Raw genomic sequence first — 15,872 nt, 5'->3', positions numbered from 1 at the left:
TCCGTTACAGCGCGCACTGGCTCCAGCTTGCCGCTTGAAGCCAGTGGCTTGCAGCTGCGCCGTTATTGCGGACTCGCACGAGTACTGGAGAGCAGAGATTTCAAACTCGCCGCCTTCGGTTTGACCAGCCAGAAACGGCGCAGGTAGTCATCGAGGTTTTCGGCGAGTTCACGACCCCACTCGCTGTCGGTTTCCGCGACGTACTCGTTCAGCACGTTTTGCAGGTGGCTGCGATAGGCTTCCATCGCCTCGCCGCTGATCCGCTGGATTTCCACCAGTTCGTGGTTGACCCGGTCAACGAAGGTGTTGTCCTGATCGAGCACATAGGCGAAACCACCGGTCATGCCAGAGCCGAAGTTGTAACCGGTCTTGCCCAGAACGCAGACAAAACCACCGGTCATGTACTCACAGCAGTGATCGCCAGTGCCTTCCACAACCGTGTGGGCACCGGAGTTGCGCACGGCGAAACGCTCGCCTGCGGTGCCGGCGGCGAACAACTTGCCGCCAGTGGCGCCGTACAGGCAGGTGTTGCCGATGATGGCGCTGTCCTGAGTCTTATAAACGCTGCCCTTCGGCGGCACGATGGTCAGCTTGCCACCGGTCATGCCTTTGCCGACGTAGTCGTTGGCATCGCCTTCGAGGTACATGTTCAGACCGCCGGCGTTCCACACGCCGAAGCTCTGACCGGCAGTACCTTTGAAGCGGAAGGTGATCGGCGCTTTCGCCATCCCCTGGTTGCCGTGCTTGCGCGCGATTTCGCCGGAAATCCGCGCGCCGATCGAACGATCGCAGTTGCAGATATCCAGATCGAACTCGGCGCCGCTCATGTCGTTGATCGCCGACGAAGCCATCTCGACCATTTTCTCGGCCAGCAGGCCTTGGTCGAACGGCGGGTTGCGCTCAACGCCGCAGAACTGTGGCTTGTCCGCCGGGATGTGATCGCTGCCCAACAGCGGCGTCAGGTCCAGGTGGTTTTGCTTGGCGGTCTGGCCTTCGAGGATTTCCAGCAGATCGGTGCGACCGATCAGCTCTTCGAGGGAGCGCACGCCGAGCTTGGCCAGCCACTCACGGGTTTCTTCGGCGACGTAGGTGAAGAAATTCACCACCATGTCGACGGTACCGATGTAGTGATCCTTGCGCAGCTTCTCGTTCTGCGTCGCAACGCCGGTGGCGCAGTTGTTCAGGTGGCAGATACGCAGGTATTTGCAACCCAGCGCGATCATTGGCGCGGTACCGAAGCCGAAGCTTTCGGCGCCGAGGATCGCTGCCTTGATCACGTCGAGGCCGGTTTTCAGGCCACCGTCGGTCTGCACCCGGACTTTGCCGCGCAGGTCGTTACCGCGCAGGGTCTGGTGGGTTTCGGCAAGGCCGAGTTCCCACGGTGCGCCAGCGTATTTGATCGAAGTCAGCGGCGAAGCACCGGTGCCGCCGTCGTAGCCGGAGATGGTGATCAAATCCGCATAGGCCTTGGCCACACCGGCGGCGATGGTGCCGACGCCCGCTTCGGCGACGAGTTTCACCGAAACCAGCGCCTTCGGGTTGACCTGTTTCAAGTCGAAAATCAGCTGCGACAAGTCTTCGATCGAATAGATGTCGTGGTGCGGCGGCGGTGAAATCAGGGTTACGCCCGGCACTGCATAACGCAGCTTGGCGATCAGCCCGTTGACTTTACCGCCCGGCAGTTGCCCGCCCTCACCCGGCTTGGCGCCTTGCGCGACCTTGATCTGCAGCACTTCGGCGTTGACCAGATACTCCGGCGTTACCCCGAAACGGCCAGTCGCAACCTGCTTGATTTTCGAGCTCTTGATGGTGCCGTAACGTGCTGGATCCTCACCACCTTCGCCGGAGTTGGAACGCGCACCGAGGCGGTTCATGGCTTCGGCCAGGGCTTCGTGAGCTTCCGGCGACAAGGCGCCCAGCGAGATACCGGCGGAGTCGAAGCGCTTGAGCACCGATTCCAGCGGCTCGATTTCACTGATGTCCAGCGGCGCGTCGAGGGTCTTGACCTTGAACAGGTCGCGGATCATCGACACCGGACGGTTGTCCACCAGCGAGGTGTATTCCTTGAACTTGGCGTAGTCGCCCTGCTGCACGGCGGCTTGCAGGGTGTTGACCACGTCCGGGTTGTACGCGTGATATTCGCCACCGTGGACGAACTTCAGCAGACCGCCCTGCTGGATCGGCTTGCGCGGACTCCAGGCTTCGCTGGCGAGTGCTTTCTGCTCGGCTTCGATGTCGACGAAACGCGCACCCTTGATGCGGCTCGGCACGCCACGGAAGCTCAGGTCGCAAACTTCTTCGGACAGGCCGATGGCTTCGAACAGCTGCGCACCACGGTACGAAGCGATGGTCGAGATACCCATCTTCGAGAGGATCTTCAGCAGACCTTTGGTGATGCCTTTGCGGTAGTTCTTGAACACCTCATAGAGGTCGCCCAGCACTTCACCGGTACGGATCAGGTCGCCCAGCACTTCGTACGCGAGGAACGGATACACCGCCGAGGCGCCGAAACCGATCAGCACGGCGAAGTGATGCGGGTCACGGGCGGTCGCGGTTTCAACAAGGATGTTGGAATCGCAACGCAGGCCTTTTTCGGTCAGGCGGTGGTGCACGGCACCGGTCGCCAGCGAGGCGTGGATCGGCAGCTTGCCCGGGGCGATATGACGGTCGCTCAGAACGATTTGGGTGCGACCGGCGCGCACGGCTTCTTCAGCCTGATCGGCCACATTGCGGATTGCCGCTTCGAGGCCGACGCTTTCGTCGTAGTTGAGGTCGATGATCTGCCGCTCGAAACCCGGGCGGTCGAGGTTCATCAACGAGCGCCACTTGGCCGGGGAGATGACCGGCGAGCTGAGGATCACGCGCGAAGCGTGTTCCGGCGACTCCTGGAAAATGTTGCGCTCGGCACCGAGGCAGATTTCCAGCGACATCACGATCGCTTCACGCAGCGGGTCGATCGGCGGGTTGGTGACCTGCGCGAACTGCTGCCGGAAATAGTCGTACGGCGTGCGCACGCGCTGCGAGAGCACGGCCATCGGCGTGTCGTCGCCCATCGAGCCAACGGCTTCGTAGCCTTGCTCGCCAAGCGGACGCAGGACCTGATCGCGCTCTTCGAACGTGACCTGATACATCTTCATGTATTGCTTGAGCTGATCGACGTCGTAAAACGCCGAACCGTGATCGTTGTCTTCCATGGTCGCCTGGATGCGCAGAGCGTTCTTGCGCAGCCATTGCTTGTACGGATGACGGGACTTCAGACGGTTGTCGATCGCGTCGGTATCGAGGATCTGCCCGGTTTCGGTGTCCACGGCGAAGATCTGGCCAGGGCCGACACGACCTTTGGCAATCACATCTTCCGGCTTGTAGTCCCACACGCCGATTTCCGAGGCGAGGGTGATGAAACCGTTGGTGGTGGTGACCCAACGCGCCGGGCGCAGACCGTTACGGTCGAGCAGGCACACCGCGTAACGACCGTCGGTCATTACCACGCCGGCCGGGCCGTCCCACGGTTCCATGTGCATCGAGTTGTACTCGTAGAACGCACGCAGATCCGGGTCCATGGTTTCAACATTCTGCCACGCCGGCGGAATAATCATCCGCACGCCACGGAACAGGTCGATGCCACCGGTGACCATCAGTTCGAGCATGTTGTCCATGCTCGACGAGTCGGAACCGACACGGTTGACCAGCGGGCCGAGTTCTTCCAGATCCATCAGATCGTTGGTGAACTTGGTGCGACGGGCCTGCGCCCAGTTGCGGTTACCGGTGATGGTGTTGATCTCGCCGTTGTGGGCGAGGAAGCGGAATGGCTGAGCCAGCGGCCATTTCGGCAGGGTGTTGGTGGAGAAGCGCTGGTGGAACACGCAAATCGCGGTTTGCAGGCGCTCGTCACTCAGGTCTGGATAAAACGCGGCCAGATCGGCCGGCATCATCAGGCCTTTATAGATGATGGTTTTGTGCGAAAAGCTGCAGATGTAGTGGTCGGAATCGACGGCGTTGGATACCGACGAACGACGACGGGCGCTGAACAGCTTCACGGCCATGTCCTGATCACTCAGGCCTTCACCGCCGATGTACACCTGCTCGATCTGTGGCAGGCGCTCAAGAGCGAGGCGGCCGAGGACGCAGGTGTCGATGGGCACTTTGCGCCAGCCGATCAGTTGCAGGCCTTCAGCAAGGATCTCGCGGTTCATGTTCTCGCGAGCGGCTTCGGCCTTGGCCGGATCCTGGTTGAAAAAGACCATGCCCACCGCATATTGCTTGGGCAGCTCAACGCTGAAGGTTTCCTGGGCAATGGCCCGCAGGAACGCATCAGGCTTTTGAATCAGCAGACCGCAACCGTCACCGGTCTTGCCGTCGGCATTAATCCCACCGCGGTGGGTCATGCAGGTCAGGGCCTCGATGGCCGTTTGCAAAAGGGTATGACTGGGCTCGCCCTGCATATGGGCTATCAGGCCGAAACCGCAGTTATCCTTGAATTCATCTGGTTGGTACAGACCTGCTTTCATAGACACTTTCTCACCAGGCTGCCTCTTTTCGAGGCAAATTTCTTTTCAATTCAACCACTTGCATCCCGCGCCGAACGTACGCCAGCTTAGCAGGGGCAAAAGGGTGGTCATTGTACACAGCGACACAGAGGCTCACAAATTTGACGACGAAATGTCGCAAATTCATGTCGCATTTGTGAAAGGTTTAAAGCGATCTGCTGTGCTAGTCAAAACTTTTTTAATTTTGACCGCAACGACTCAAAGACTACTGTGACGCAGACACCACAAGGCACGCGACCTGGAAGGAAGCGCGCACTCGTAGAAATTTTGAGGTGCTTGGAGAGGCGGCCTGGGTAAGGCCGCCGAATCTTCAGCGAGTTGTTGCCAGTTCCTGTTGGACGCTGGCAACAGTGCGAGGCCAAGGTTTACCAGCCTGAACCTTCGCTGGCAAGGCCTTGATGGCAGAAACGGCTGCATCACGATTGGCGAAGTTGCCGTAGGTGATCACGTAGAGCGGCTTGCCGTTGAGGACTTTCTTGAAATAACGGTACTCGCCGCCCTGCTCCTTGACGAAGTTTTGCGCGGCAGTTTCGGAGCTGGTGCCGAGGATTTGCACCACGTAGTTGCTGGTCGGCTGACCGGCGTACCAGCTGCCACCGGCCGCTTTGGCGACGGTAACCGGCTTCTCCGCCGGTTTGGCAGCGACGACTGGCTTGGCCGGCGCTGGAGCCGGCTTGGCGACCGGTGCGGCCGGAGCTGGCTTGGCGGTAGCCACTTGTGTCGGCGCCGGAGTCGGCTTGGCCGCTGGCAACGGAACCGGTGTCGGCGCAGGGCCGGCCGGAACGCCCGCAGGCGGTGCGGAAGTGGTTACGGTCGGCGGGGTATTGCTGGAACCTTCCAGCGGCACGCCATCGTCGCCTTCGGTGATGCCACCGGCTGCTTCGGCCAGCGGGCCGCGCATCACTGGCTGCGAGTTGCCGACCAGCGGCAGCGGCATCGGCTGCGTATTACCGGCGAATTCGACGTTCGGCGCGCCGCCATTGGCTGCGCCCTGGCCCAACGGCAACTGCGCCTGTTCATTGGCCGGTGCACCGGTGGTCGGCGCCTTGTTGCGGCCCGGCATCAGCCAGGCGGCGGCGACCGCTACCACAACGACGGCGGAAATCGCCAATACGTGTTTCTTCGGCATGTTGAACCCCATACTTGGACGCTTGACCGCTGAGCGGCTGGCAATCATGACTTCGATCAGAGCATCGCGAGCGACCTGGTTGATGTTGCCCGGCCAACCCTCGGCACTTTCGTGAATATCAGAGATCTGATCTGCGGTGAAAAGTTCGACACCCCGGCCAGCACCTTCGAGCCGTTGGTCGAGATACTCGCGGGTTTCTTCTTCGGTGTACGGCTGCAGTTCGATGACGTGAAAGCGCTCTTCCTCAAGGTGCAACGCCTCGAGCTGAGCGATCAGCGACGACTCGCCGAACAGGAACACGTGCGGGCGACCTTCCGGCGCGCCGGCACCCAGCGCCATCAACGCTTCGAGGGCGGATTCGTCGAGCTGCTCGGCGTCGTCCACCAGCAGATAGACTTCCTGACCGGTCAGTGCGAGTTGCACCACTTGATCCAGAATCGCGCCAACTTCGGCCTGAGCGACGTTCAGTGCCTGCGCGACTTGGCGCAGCACGCCAGCGGCATCCCCGGCACCACGGGCGGACACCACCACGCTCTGCACCGACTGTTTGTTGGTGCTGGCGACCAGCGCCTGACGCAGCAAAGTCTTGCCACTGCCTTGCGGCCCGGTGACCACCAGCAACAACTGGCTGTAACGCGCCAGATGATGCAGTTGACCCAGCACCGGTTTGCGCTGAGCCGGAAAGAACTTGAAGCCCGGCACACGCGGCGCGAACGGGTCGTGGCTTAACTGGAAATGGCCGAGGAACGCCTCGTCGGCATGCAAACTAGTCATCGGAATCTTATTAACCTTTAAGCTGAGCCAGGGCGCGGTAATCCGCTCCCAGCGTGGCCTGTAGAACCTCTTTCGGATAATCGTCGGTCACTACCGCTTCGCCCATCCGGCGCAGCAGCACCAGGCGCAGACGACCGTCGATCACTTTTTTGTCGATTGCCATGTGTTGAAGAAAATCGGCCTCGGTCATTTCAGTCGGCGGTACCACCGGCAGACCGGCGCGCTGGAACAGACGAATGCCGCGATCACGCTCCTCATCACTGATCCAGCCCAGACGCGCGGACATCTCCAGCGCCATCACGGTGCCAGCCGCGACCGCTTCCCCGTGCAACCAGACACCATAGCCCATGTGGGTCTCGATGGCGTGGCCGAAGGTGTGGCCAAGGTTGAGCGTGGCGCGAACGCCGGTTTCTTTCTCATCTGCGCCGACCACCGCAGCCTTGGCTGCGCAGGAGCGCTCGATCGCGTAAGTCAGGGCTTTCTGATCCAGCGCACGCAGGGCGTCGACGTTGTCTTCGAGCCAGGTCAGGAACGGCTCGTCACAAATCAGCCCGTACTTGATGACTTCGGCCAGACCGGCGGACAGCTCGCGCTCTGGCAGGGTTTTCAGGGATGCCGTATCGATCAGCACGACGTTCGGCTGATAGAACGCGCCGACCATATTCTTGCCCAGCGGATGATTGATGCCGGTCTTGCCGCCCACCGACGAATCGACTTGGGACAGCAATGTCGTAGGGATCTGGATAAAGTCGACGCCGCGCTGGTAGCAGGCAGCGGCGAAACCGGCCATGTCGCCGATCACACCGCCGCCGAGGGCGATCACGGTGGTGCGGCGATCATGACGGGCGGTCAGCAGACCGTCGAAGATCAGTTGCAGGGTTTCCCAGTTCTTGAAGGCTTCGCCGTCCGGCAGCACCACGGAGATCACCGAGAACTGCGCGAGGCTGCGGGTCAGACGTTCGAGATAGAGCGGCGCAACGGTCTCGTTGGAGATGATTGCCACCTGCCGCCCATGGATATGCGGCGCCAGCAACTCAGGCTGATCCAACAATCCTTCGCCAATATGAATCGGGTAGCTGCGCTCGCCTAGATCGACCTTGAGTGTCTGCATGTGTCCCCACAGTGAAGATGGAAGCAGGCGTCCTGCCCTGAATTATTGGTTGTCTGCGGCCTATAGCGGGTATGACGCCGCTCGCACGCCATCCGCCACAACCTCTACGGCTGTGACAGGACGCCGAGGATAGCGCATTTCGGGCGAGGCTTTAACGGGGTGGAAGCTGCGCGAGGCGATCAAGAATATCGAGCACCACCATGCGTGGCGGCCGTTCGTCGGTTTCCACCACCAGATCGGCGATTTCCCGATAAAGCGGATCACGGATCGCCAGCAGATCACGCAGGGTTTTTTCAGGATTGGCGGTGCGCAGCAACGGTCGATTGCGGTCGCGCGAGGTGCGGCCGACCTGCTGTTCAACGGAGGCGTGCAGATACACCACTCGCCCACCCTCATGCAGGGCCTTGCGATTGGCATCACGCATCACCGCGCCACCGCCGGTTGCCAACACCACGCCATCGAACGCGCACAGCTCGGCGATCATCGCCTGCTCACGGTCACGAAAGCCGGGCTCGCCTTCCTTGTCGAAGATCCACGGGATATTGGCGCCCGTGCGCAATTCAATTTCCTTGTCGGAATCTTTGAACGGCAGGCGCAGCTCTTTGGCCAGTAACCGGCCGATGGTGCTTTTGCCAGCACCCATCGGTCCTACAAGTATCAAATTTCGCACAGAATCAACGACTCACAGCAATCGCCTGGTTATTCATGATACGTGGTGTGAGAAATACCAGCAGCTCGGATTTTTTCTCCGAAACCACATCACGCCGGAAAAGGCGGCCAAGATACGGCACATCGCCAAGAAATGGCACCTTATCTACGACCTTGCTTTGAGTATTTGAGAAAACGCCCCCAATCACGATGGTTTCGCCGTCATTGACCAGCACCTTGGCGTTGACCTCGTTTTTCTTGATCGGCGGTACATCCTGCACTTTGTTCAAGTAGTCCGGTTCGTCCTTGGTGACCTTGACCTCCATGATGATGCGGTTGTCGGGGGTGATCTGCGGGGTGACTTCCAGCGACAGCGAAGCCTCCTTGAACGACACCGACGTCGCGCCGCTGGAACTGGCTTCCTGATACGGAATTTCGGTGCCCTTGAGGATTTTTGCGGTTTCCTTGTCGGAGGTGACCACTTTCGGCTGCGAGACGATTTCACCGTTGCCGGTCTTCTCCATCGCGGTCAGTTCGAGATCGAGCAGCACGTTGTCGGTGATGAAGGCGATGCCGATCCCTGAGGTATTGCCCACTGTGCCCATGTCGACGAACGGCGAGTTGGTGCTGGTGCTGCCCGGCGTACCGATGGTGGTCGATGAGCCATTGCTCACCCCAGAAGTGTTCCAGTTGCCCTTGTTCTGGATCGAGCCACCCCAGCGTACGCCCAGGCTTTTGTCGTAATCGACGTTGGCCTCGACGATCCGCGCCTCGATCATCACCTGACGCACTGGAATATCCAGCTGCGCCACGATCCGCCGCAGCTCATCGAGTCGATCCTGAGTCTGATAGGCAATGATGTTATTGGTCCGTTCATCCACGGTAATCGAACCGCGTTCGTCGATTTTCGCCTCGGCACTGGTGACGGACTGGAACAGTTTGGCGATGTCCGCCGCCTTGGCGTAGTTCACTTGCAGCAATTCACGACGCAGCGGCGCCAGCTCGGCGATCTGTTTCTGCGACTCCTGCTCCTGGCGCTCGCGGGCAGCGATTTCATCGGCCGGAGCCACCAGCAGCACATTGCCGATCTTGCGTTTATCCAGGCCTTTGGTTTTCAACACCAGATCCAGCGCCTGATCCCACGGCACGTTTTGCAGGCGCAAGGTAATGCCGCCCTGCACGGTGTCACTAGCGACCAGATTGAGGTTGGTGAAGTCGGCGATCAGTTGCAGCACCGAGCGCACATCAATGTCCTGAAAGTTCAGCGAGAGCTTTTCGCCGACGTACGCCTGACGGTCAGCGTTGCGCTTTTGCAGGTCATCGACGGTCATCGGGCGGATGCTGACAGTCAGCTTGTTGTCGGTCTGGAAGGTCGAGTACTCGTAGGTGCCGCTGGGTTCAACGGTAATAACCGTGCGATCAGCGGTCACTCCGGCATTGACGAACTGCACCGGGGTGGCGAAATCCTTGACGTCGAGGCGTACCCGCAGCTTGTCCGGCAGCTGCGTGCGGGCGAAGCTGAGGATGATCTTGCCGTCATGCTCCTGAATATCCGGTGCAATGGTCGGGTCGGACAGGTCGATGACGACATTGCCTTCACCTGCCGTACCGCGCTGGAAGTCCACACCGCGAATCGCCCGGTTTTTCGGCACAAAGGCCTTGGCAGGCGCAACCGCTTTAGCAGTAGCACGAGGTGCGACGGCAGCAGGACGTGCCGCCGCTGCCGGTGCGCCCTGACCGACCACCACGAACAGATTATTGCCTTCGACCCGCGTGGTGTAAGGCGCCAGTTGCGTGAGACTGACAATCAGCCGAGTCCGCTCCTTGGCCTCGACCACCGTGGCCGTGCGCGCATTACCACTGCCCAGATCAAGATTCTTGCTGGCCAACTGACTGGCGACACCGGGCAGGTCCAGCGCAATCCGCGCCGGTGATTCGGTGGTGTAGCCCTTGGGTTGTGGCGGCGGGCCGTCGAACGACAACTTCAGCTCGACGCGATCACCCGGCAACGCCGCCACGTCCAGCGTCTTCAGATTGGCCGCGAGTACCATCGGCGACATCAGCGCTATCCATAGCGAAAAACCGAGGGTGGAGAAAATCCTGTTCATTGTTCGACTTCCACTATGAGTGCTCTTTCAAAGGAATGGTGCGCGGACGCTCCAGCCAGGCGCCTTCGCCGTCGGGAACGATTTCGACCACATCGACCTGGGTCGCACTGATGGCGACAATGCGCCCGTCGTTGCGCCCCAAGTAGTCGCCGACTTTCAGCCGATGCACTCCGCCCGCCCCGCGCAACAACGCGAAGGAGCCGGAAGCATTGGCAATCGTGCCGACCATCTCGAACTGCTCGATGTTGAAACCTTCGAGGTATTGCTTGACCCGATTGGGGTCGGGTTTGACGTTGCGCGAGCCGTGCTTCTGCCCGGCCAGATCGACGCGCACCTGGCGCGAAAACGGACTGCGCAGGTTGGCCGCGCTGTAAGTGAATGTGGGGTAAGACCGGAATGTCGGGGTTGGTTCAATCTTGCCTGCCGGGCGCAGGCGCACTTCATTCATGTAGGCATCGAGGTCACTGAAGTCATCGCTGCCTCCACAACCGCTCAACGCGAGCAGCGTCATCGACAACGCGATGTAACGATTCGGGGTCATTTCTGCAGCCCCTTGTCGTTATAGCGATAGGTCTTGGCAAGGATGCTCATGCGCAGCTTCGGCCCGCCTTCTTTATCGGCAGGAGCGAGTTCGAAGTCGTGCAAGGTAACGATGCGCGGCAGCCCGGCCACACCGCTGACGAAGGTCGCGAGATCGTGATAGGCGCCGGTGACGGTGATCTGGATCGGCAGTTCTATGTAGAACTGCTGGGTGACCTCCGGCAGCAGTTTGATTTCTTCGAACTCCAGACCGCTGCCCAGGCCAGTGCGGGTGATGTCCTCAAGCAGCCCCGGCACTTCGGTGTCACTGGGCAATTGCCGCAACAACACGCCGAAGGTGTTTTCCATCTCCTTCATTTGCTGGGTGTACAACTCAAGGTTGGCTGACAGGCGCGCCTTGCTGGCGAACTGCTCCTTGAGCGTGGCCTCTTCCTCGCGCTTGGCCTCCAGCTGGTTCTCCATATCACTGATAAAAAAGTTATAGCCAAGCGCCAATACCAGCACCATCAACAGCGCCCCGGCGATGGCTTTCACTGCCGCTGGCCACGAGCCGATGTTGCTCGTATCGAGGTCGTTGAAATCGATGTCGCGCAGACTTTCCAGCCATTCGGACGGCTTCATTGCTCGTCCTCCAGGGTCTTGGGCTGAGTCTGCCGAACGGTCAGTTCAAAAGTGTTGGCCTGATCCACCTCGCCGGCGGTCGTCGCTTTCACCTCATTGAGGCTCGGGGCGTCGAACCAGTCAGAAGCATCCAGGTTGCGCATCAGCTCGGAGACCCGGTTGTTCGATTCTGCAGCGCCGCTGATCGACAAGGTTTTGCCAACCATCTTCACGTCAGTGAAATACACACCGTCCGGCAATGTCCGCGCCAGTTGGTCGAAGATTCGCCCGCTGATCTGCCGGTTACCCTGCAAATCCTGAATGATGCGCATGCGTTCGACCAGTTGCTGACGGCGCGCCTTGAGTTCACTGATCTGCTTGATCCGTTCGTCGACCACCGCGATCTGCTTGCCGATGTAGTCGTTGCGCGCAACTTGCCGCTCAATGGCCGCACTGATGATCTGATCGGCGATGAGTACCGCACCGACCGAGCCGACCACCACGCCGATCAAGGTCAGCAGGAAGCGCTTGCGCCGTTCTTCACGACGCTCCTCGCGCCAGGGTAGGAGGTTGATCCGCGCCATCAGTCGAAACTCCTGAGCGCGAGCCCGCAGGCGATCATCAGCGCCGGCGCGTCACTGGCCAGCGCTCCGGCGTTGACCTTGCTGCTCAAGGCCATGTTGGCAAACGGATTGGCCACTTGCGTTGGCGTGTTCAGGCGTTGCTCGATCAAGCGGTCCAGCCCGGGCACCGACGCCGTGCCGCCGGCCAGCAGAATGTGATCGACCGCGTTGTATTGCCCGGAGGCGAAGAAGAACTGCAAGGAGCGCGACACCTGCTGCACCAGCGCCTCGCGAAAGGGTTGCAAGACCTCGCTGATGTAATCATCGGGCAGACCGCCCTGCTTTTTTGCCAGCCCCGCCTGCTCGAGGGTCAGGCCATAACGACGCTGGATTTCTTCGGTCAGTTGCCGGCCGCCGAACAATTGCTCGCGGGTGTAGATGATCTTGCCGTTGTGCAAAACGCTGAGGGTGGTCATGGTCGCGCCGATGTCGACCACCGCGACCGTCAGGCGCTCCTGCGACGCGGCCAGTTGCGTCGCCAGCAAGCCGAACGAGCGCTCCAGTGCATAGGCCTCGACATCGACCACCCGCGCGGTCAGCCCGGCCAAAGCCAACGCCGCTTCACGGACTTCGACGTTTTCCTTGCGACAGGCGGCGAGCAACACGTTGACCCGCTCGGGATTGCGCGGTGATATGCCCTGGACTTCGAAATCGATGGCGACTTCGTCCAGCGGATAGGGAATGTATTGGTCGGCTTCGATCTTGAGCTGATTTTCCAGCTCGTCGTCGGACAGCCCGGCATCCATTTCGATGACTTTGGTGATCACGGCGGAACCGGCCACCGCAACCGCCACGCTCTTGAGCGCGGTGCGCGCCTTGACCAGCACGCGGCTCAGGGCCTGACCAACGCCTTCAAGCTCGGCGATGTTCTTTTCGACCACGGCGTTGACCGGCAATGGCTCTACCGCGTACGCCTCGACGCGGTAGCGATCACCCTGACGGCTCAGTTCCAGCAGCTTCACTGACGTAGAGCTGATGTCGATCCCCAGTACCGTATTGGTCTTTTTATTGAAGAGTCCCAGCACTACCAATTCCCTATGACTTTCCGTGAGTTACGGACTCTGTAATACGCATTGCGTTCCTTCACCCCGTCTTGACAGAAGCGCAAATGACGCCCCCAGCAGAAAAGTGCTTATAATGCCCAGCGTTTTTTTCCGCTTTTTACTGCCTGCGCGGATGGTTCTGTGTGTAGCCGGAACCCCGTCGCCAAATTCATTCTTTGCACTGGATGTCCAAACGCCTTGATTCGTCTGCTGAAATTTTTCGGTTGGTCCATCGTCGCCGTTTTCTGCGGACTGCTTCTAGGTCTCAGCGGCGCGTTTCTTTACCTTAGTCCGGGTTTGCCGTCTGTGGAGGCTCTGCGAAGCATTCAGTTGCAGATTCCATTGCGGGTCTATTCCAGCGACAACAAGTTGATCGCAGAATTTGGCGAAATGCGCCGTACACCGATCCGTTTCGCCGACATTCCGCCCAATTTCATTAATGCGTTACTAAGTGCTGAAGACGACAATTTCGCCAATCACTATGGCGTCGATCCGAGCAGCCTGATGCGCGCCGCGACCCAATTGGTCAAAAGCGGTCACATTCAGTCCGGCGGCAGCACCATCACCATGCAGGTAGCGAAGAATTTCTTCCTGACCAGCGAACGCAGCTTCTCGCGCAAAACCACCGAAATCCTTCTGGCCCTGCAGATCGAACGACAGCTGACCAAGGACGAAATCCTTGAGTTGTACGTGAACAAGATCTATCTCGGTAACCGCGCCTACGGCATCGAGGCGGCGGCGCAGGTGTATTACGGCAAGTCGATCCGCGATGTCAGCCTGGCGCAGATGGCGATGATCGCCGGCCTGCCGAAAGCACCTTCACGCTTCAACCCGCTGGCCAACCCGGCGCGCAGTAAAGAACGCCGCGACTGGATCCTCGGGCGCATGTACAAGCTCGGCAAGATCAGCGAGGCGGACTACACCGCTGCGATCAACGAGCCGCTGAACGCCAGCTATCACGTGCCGACCCCGGAAGTGAACGCGCCGTACATCGCCGAGATGGCCCGCGCCGAAATGGTTGGCCGCTATGGCAGCGACGCTTACACCGAAGGTTTCCGCGTCACCACCACGGTGCCGAGCAACCTGCAGGAAATGGCCAACACCGCGCTGCACGAAGGTTTGATGACCTACGACCAGCGTCATGGCTACCGTGGCCCCGAATCGCGCCTGCCAGGCAAAACCCGCGAAGCCTGGGCCAGTGAGCTGACCAAACAACGCACCATCAGCAGCCTCGAACCGGCCATCGTCACTCAGGTCGACAAGAATGGCCTGCAAGTGCTGACCCGCACCGGTGAAGAACACGTCGCCTGGGACACCATGAAATGGGCGCGTCCGTTCCTCAACACCAACAGCATGGGCGCCAACCCTCGCCAGCCGTCGGATGTCGCGCAGGTCGGTGATCTGGTCCGCGTGCAGCGTCAAAAAGACAACTCGCTGAAGTTCAGCCAGATCCCGCAGGCACAAGGTGCGCTGGTGTCGCTGGATCCGCAGAACGGCGCGATTCGCTCGCTGGTCGGCGGTTTCGCCTTTGAACAGAGCAACTACAACCGCGCCATGCAGGCCAAGCGTCAGCCGGGTTCGAGCTTCAAACCGTTCGTCTACAGCGCTGCACTGGACAGCGGCTACACCGCTGCGACGCTGGTCAACGACGCGCCAATCGTGTTCGTCGACGAGTATCTGGACAAGGTCTGGCGCCCGAAGAACGACACCAACACCTTCCTCGGCCCGATCCGCTTGCGTGAAGCGCTGTACAAGTCGCGTAACCTCGTGTCGATCCGCTTGCTGCAGGCGATGGGCGTGGGCAAGACTATCGACTACATCACTCGCTTTGGTTTCAACAAGCAGGATCTGCCGCCCAACCTGTCGCTGGCGCTCGGCACCGCAACGCTGACGCCGATGGAGATTGCCACCGGTTGGAGTACGTTCGCCAACGGCGGTTACAAGATCACCCCGTACATCATCGACAAGATCGAAAGCCGTAACGGCGACACGCTGTTCGTCGCCAACCCGCCGACCGTGCCTGAGGGTGGTTCGGCGACGGACGGTATCGCAGTACCGAACAGCGAGTCGTTTACGGTCAACGCCACACCGGTTGCGGGTGAAGTACCGGGCAACGCAGCCATGCCACAAACGCCGGCAGTGGCTGAGCGGATTGTTGATGGTCGTACTACGTACATCCTCAATAGCATGTTGCAGGACGTGATCAAGCTCGGCACCGGTCGTCGCGCGTTGGCCATGGGCCGCAGCGATATCGCTGGTAAAACCGGTACCACCAACGAATCGAAAGATGCCTGGTTCTCCGGTTACAACGCCGATTACGTAACCACGGTATGGACCGGTTTCGACCAGCCGGAAAGCCTCGGTCGTCGCGAGTTCGGCGGCACCGTAGCGCTGCCGATCTGGATGAACTACATGTCGGCTGCGCTCAAGGACAAGCCGCCGCATGTTCAGCCAGAGCCGGAAGGTTTGCTGAGCCTGCGCGTGGACCCGGTCAGTGGTCGTGCGGCGACGCCGAGCACGCCGGGCGCGTACTTCGAACTGTTCAAGTCTGAAGATACGCCGCCGTCGGTGAATGAACTGGGCAATGGCACTGCGCCGGGCAGCCCGTTGCCGGCGGATGAGCAGGCGCCGATCGATTTGTTCTGATCCGCTGACACTGAAAAGCCCCGCCTTCGCGAGAAGTGCGGGGCTTTTTTGTGGATGAAGATCAAGGGCCCCTCACCCTAGCCCTCCCGAAACGTCGGAGCGC

10 protein-coding genes are annotated in these 15,872 nt (G+C 60.2%); 1 reads left to right on the top strand and 9 read right to left on the bottom strand.

Going from position 1 to position 15,872, the window contains the following annotated elements:
• Positions 1-62: 62 nt before the first annotated feature.
• The 9 genes from gltB to FGA82_RS12260 form a co-directional block, all read right to left on the bottom strand.
• A complete protein-coding gene (gene gltB / locus FGA82_RS12305) occupies positions 63-4,508 on the bottom strand; it encodes a glutamate synthase large subunit (RefSeq protein WP_141127273.1) in 4,446 nt (1,481 codons plus the stop codon).
• Positions 4,509-4,857: 349 nt separating this feature from the next.
• The gene (locus tag FGA82_RS12295) at positions 4,858-6,450 is read right to left on the bottom strand and encodes an AAA family ATPase (RefSeq protein ID WP_141127272.1); all 1,593 of its coding nucleotides are present in this window, start codon (positions 6,448-6,450) and stop codon (positions 4,858-4,860) included.
• Between the two features lie 10 nt (positions 6,451-6,460).
• Positions 6,461-7,561 carry a 3-dehydroquinate synthase gene (aroB, locus tag FGA82_RS12290; protein ID WP_134175927.1) on the bottom strand — a complete coding sequence of 367 codons (1,101 nt, stop codon included), beginning with the start codon at positions 7,559-7,561 and terminating at the stop codon, positions 6,461-6,463.
• Between the two features lie 151 nt (positions 7,562-7,712).
• On the bottom strand, positions 7,713-8,231 hold the full coding sequence (aroK, locus tag FGA82_RS12285; RefSeq protein ID WP_011332081.1) for a shikimate kinase AroK: 519 nt from the start codon (positions 8,229-8,231) through the stop codon (positions 7,713-7,715).
• A 4-nt stretch (positions 8,232-8,235) separates the two neighbouring features.
• Positions 8,236-10,317 (bottom strand): type IV pilus secretin PilQ family protein, encoded by a 2,082-nt coding sequence (gene pilQ, locus FGA82_RS12280; RefSeq protein WP_141127271.1) that lies wholly within the window; start codon positions 10,315-10,317, stop codon positions 8,236-8,238.
• A gap of 13 nt (positions 10,318-10,330) precedes the next feature.
• A complete protein-coding gene (locus FGA82_RS12275) occupies positions 10,331-10,858 on the bottom strand; it encodes a pilus assembly protein PilP (protein ID WP_141127270.1) in 528 nt (175 codons plus the stop codon).
• Complete coding sequence (gene pilO / locus FGA82_RS12270) at positions 10,855-11,478, bottom strand: type 4a pilus biogenesis protein PilO (protein ID WP_123449349.1); 624 nt, start codon at positions 11,476-11,478, stop codon at positions 10,855-10,857. The genes FGA82_RS12275 and pilO overlap by 4 nt, the downstream gene beginning before the upstream one ends.
• The gene (locus FGA82_RS12265; RefSeq protein ID WP_141127269.1) at positions 11,475-12,041 is read right to left on the bottom strand and encodes a PilN domain-containing protein; all 567 of its coding nucleotides are present in this window, start codon (positions 12,039-12,041) and stop codon (positions 11,475-11,477) included. The genes pilO and FGA82_RS12265 overlap by 4 nt, the downstream gene beginning before the upstream one ends.
• Entirely contained in the window at positions 12,041-13,105 is a 1,065-nt protein-coding gene (locus FGA82_RS12260; protein ID WP_141127268.1) for a pilus assembly protein PilM, read from the bottom strand. The genes FGA82_RS12265 and FGA82_RS12260 overlap by 1 nt, the downstream gene beginning before the upstream one ends.
• Before the next feature lie 219 nt (positions 13,106-13,324).
• Here FGA82_RS12260 and FGA82_RS12255 point away from each other — a divergent pair, with 219 nt between their 5' ends.
• A complete protein-coding gene (locus FGA82_RS12255; RefSeq protein ID WP_432767145.1) occupies positions 13,325-15,769 on the top strand; it encodes a penicillin-binding protein 1A in 2,445 nt (814 codons plus the stop codon).
• Positions 15,770-15,872: the final 103 nt, after the last annotated feature.

It is taken from the genome of Pseudomonas fluorescens (assembly GCF_005938625.1).
GTDB lineage: Bacteria > Pseudomonadota > Gammaproteobacteria > Pseudomonadales > Pseudomonadaceae > Aquipseudomonas > Aquipseudomonas fluorescens_BD.
This window is presented reverse-complemented; position numbering and strand designations above follow the sequence as displayed.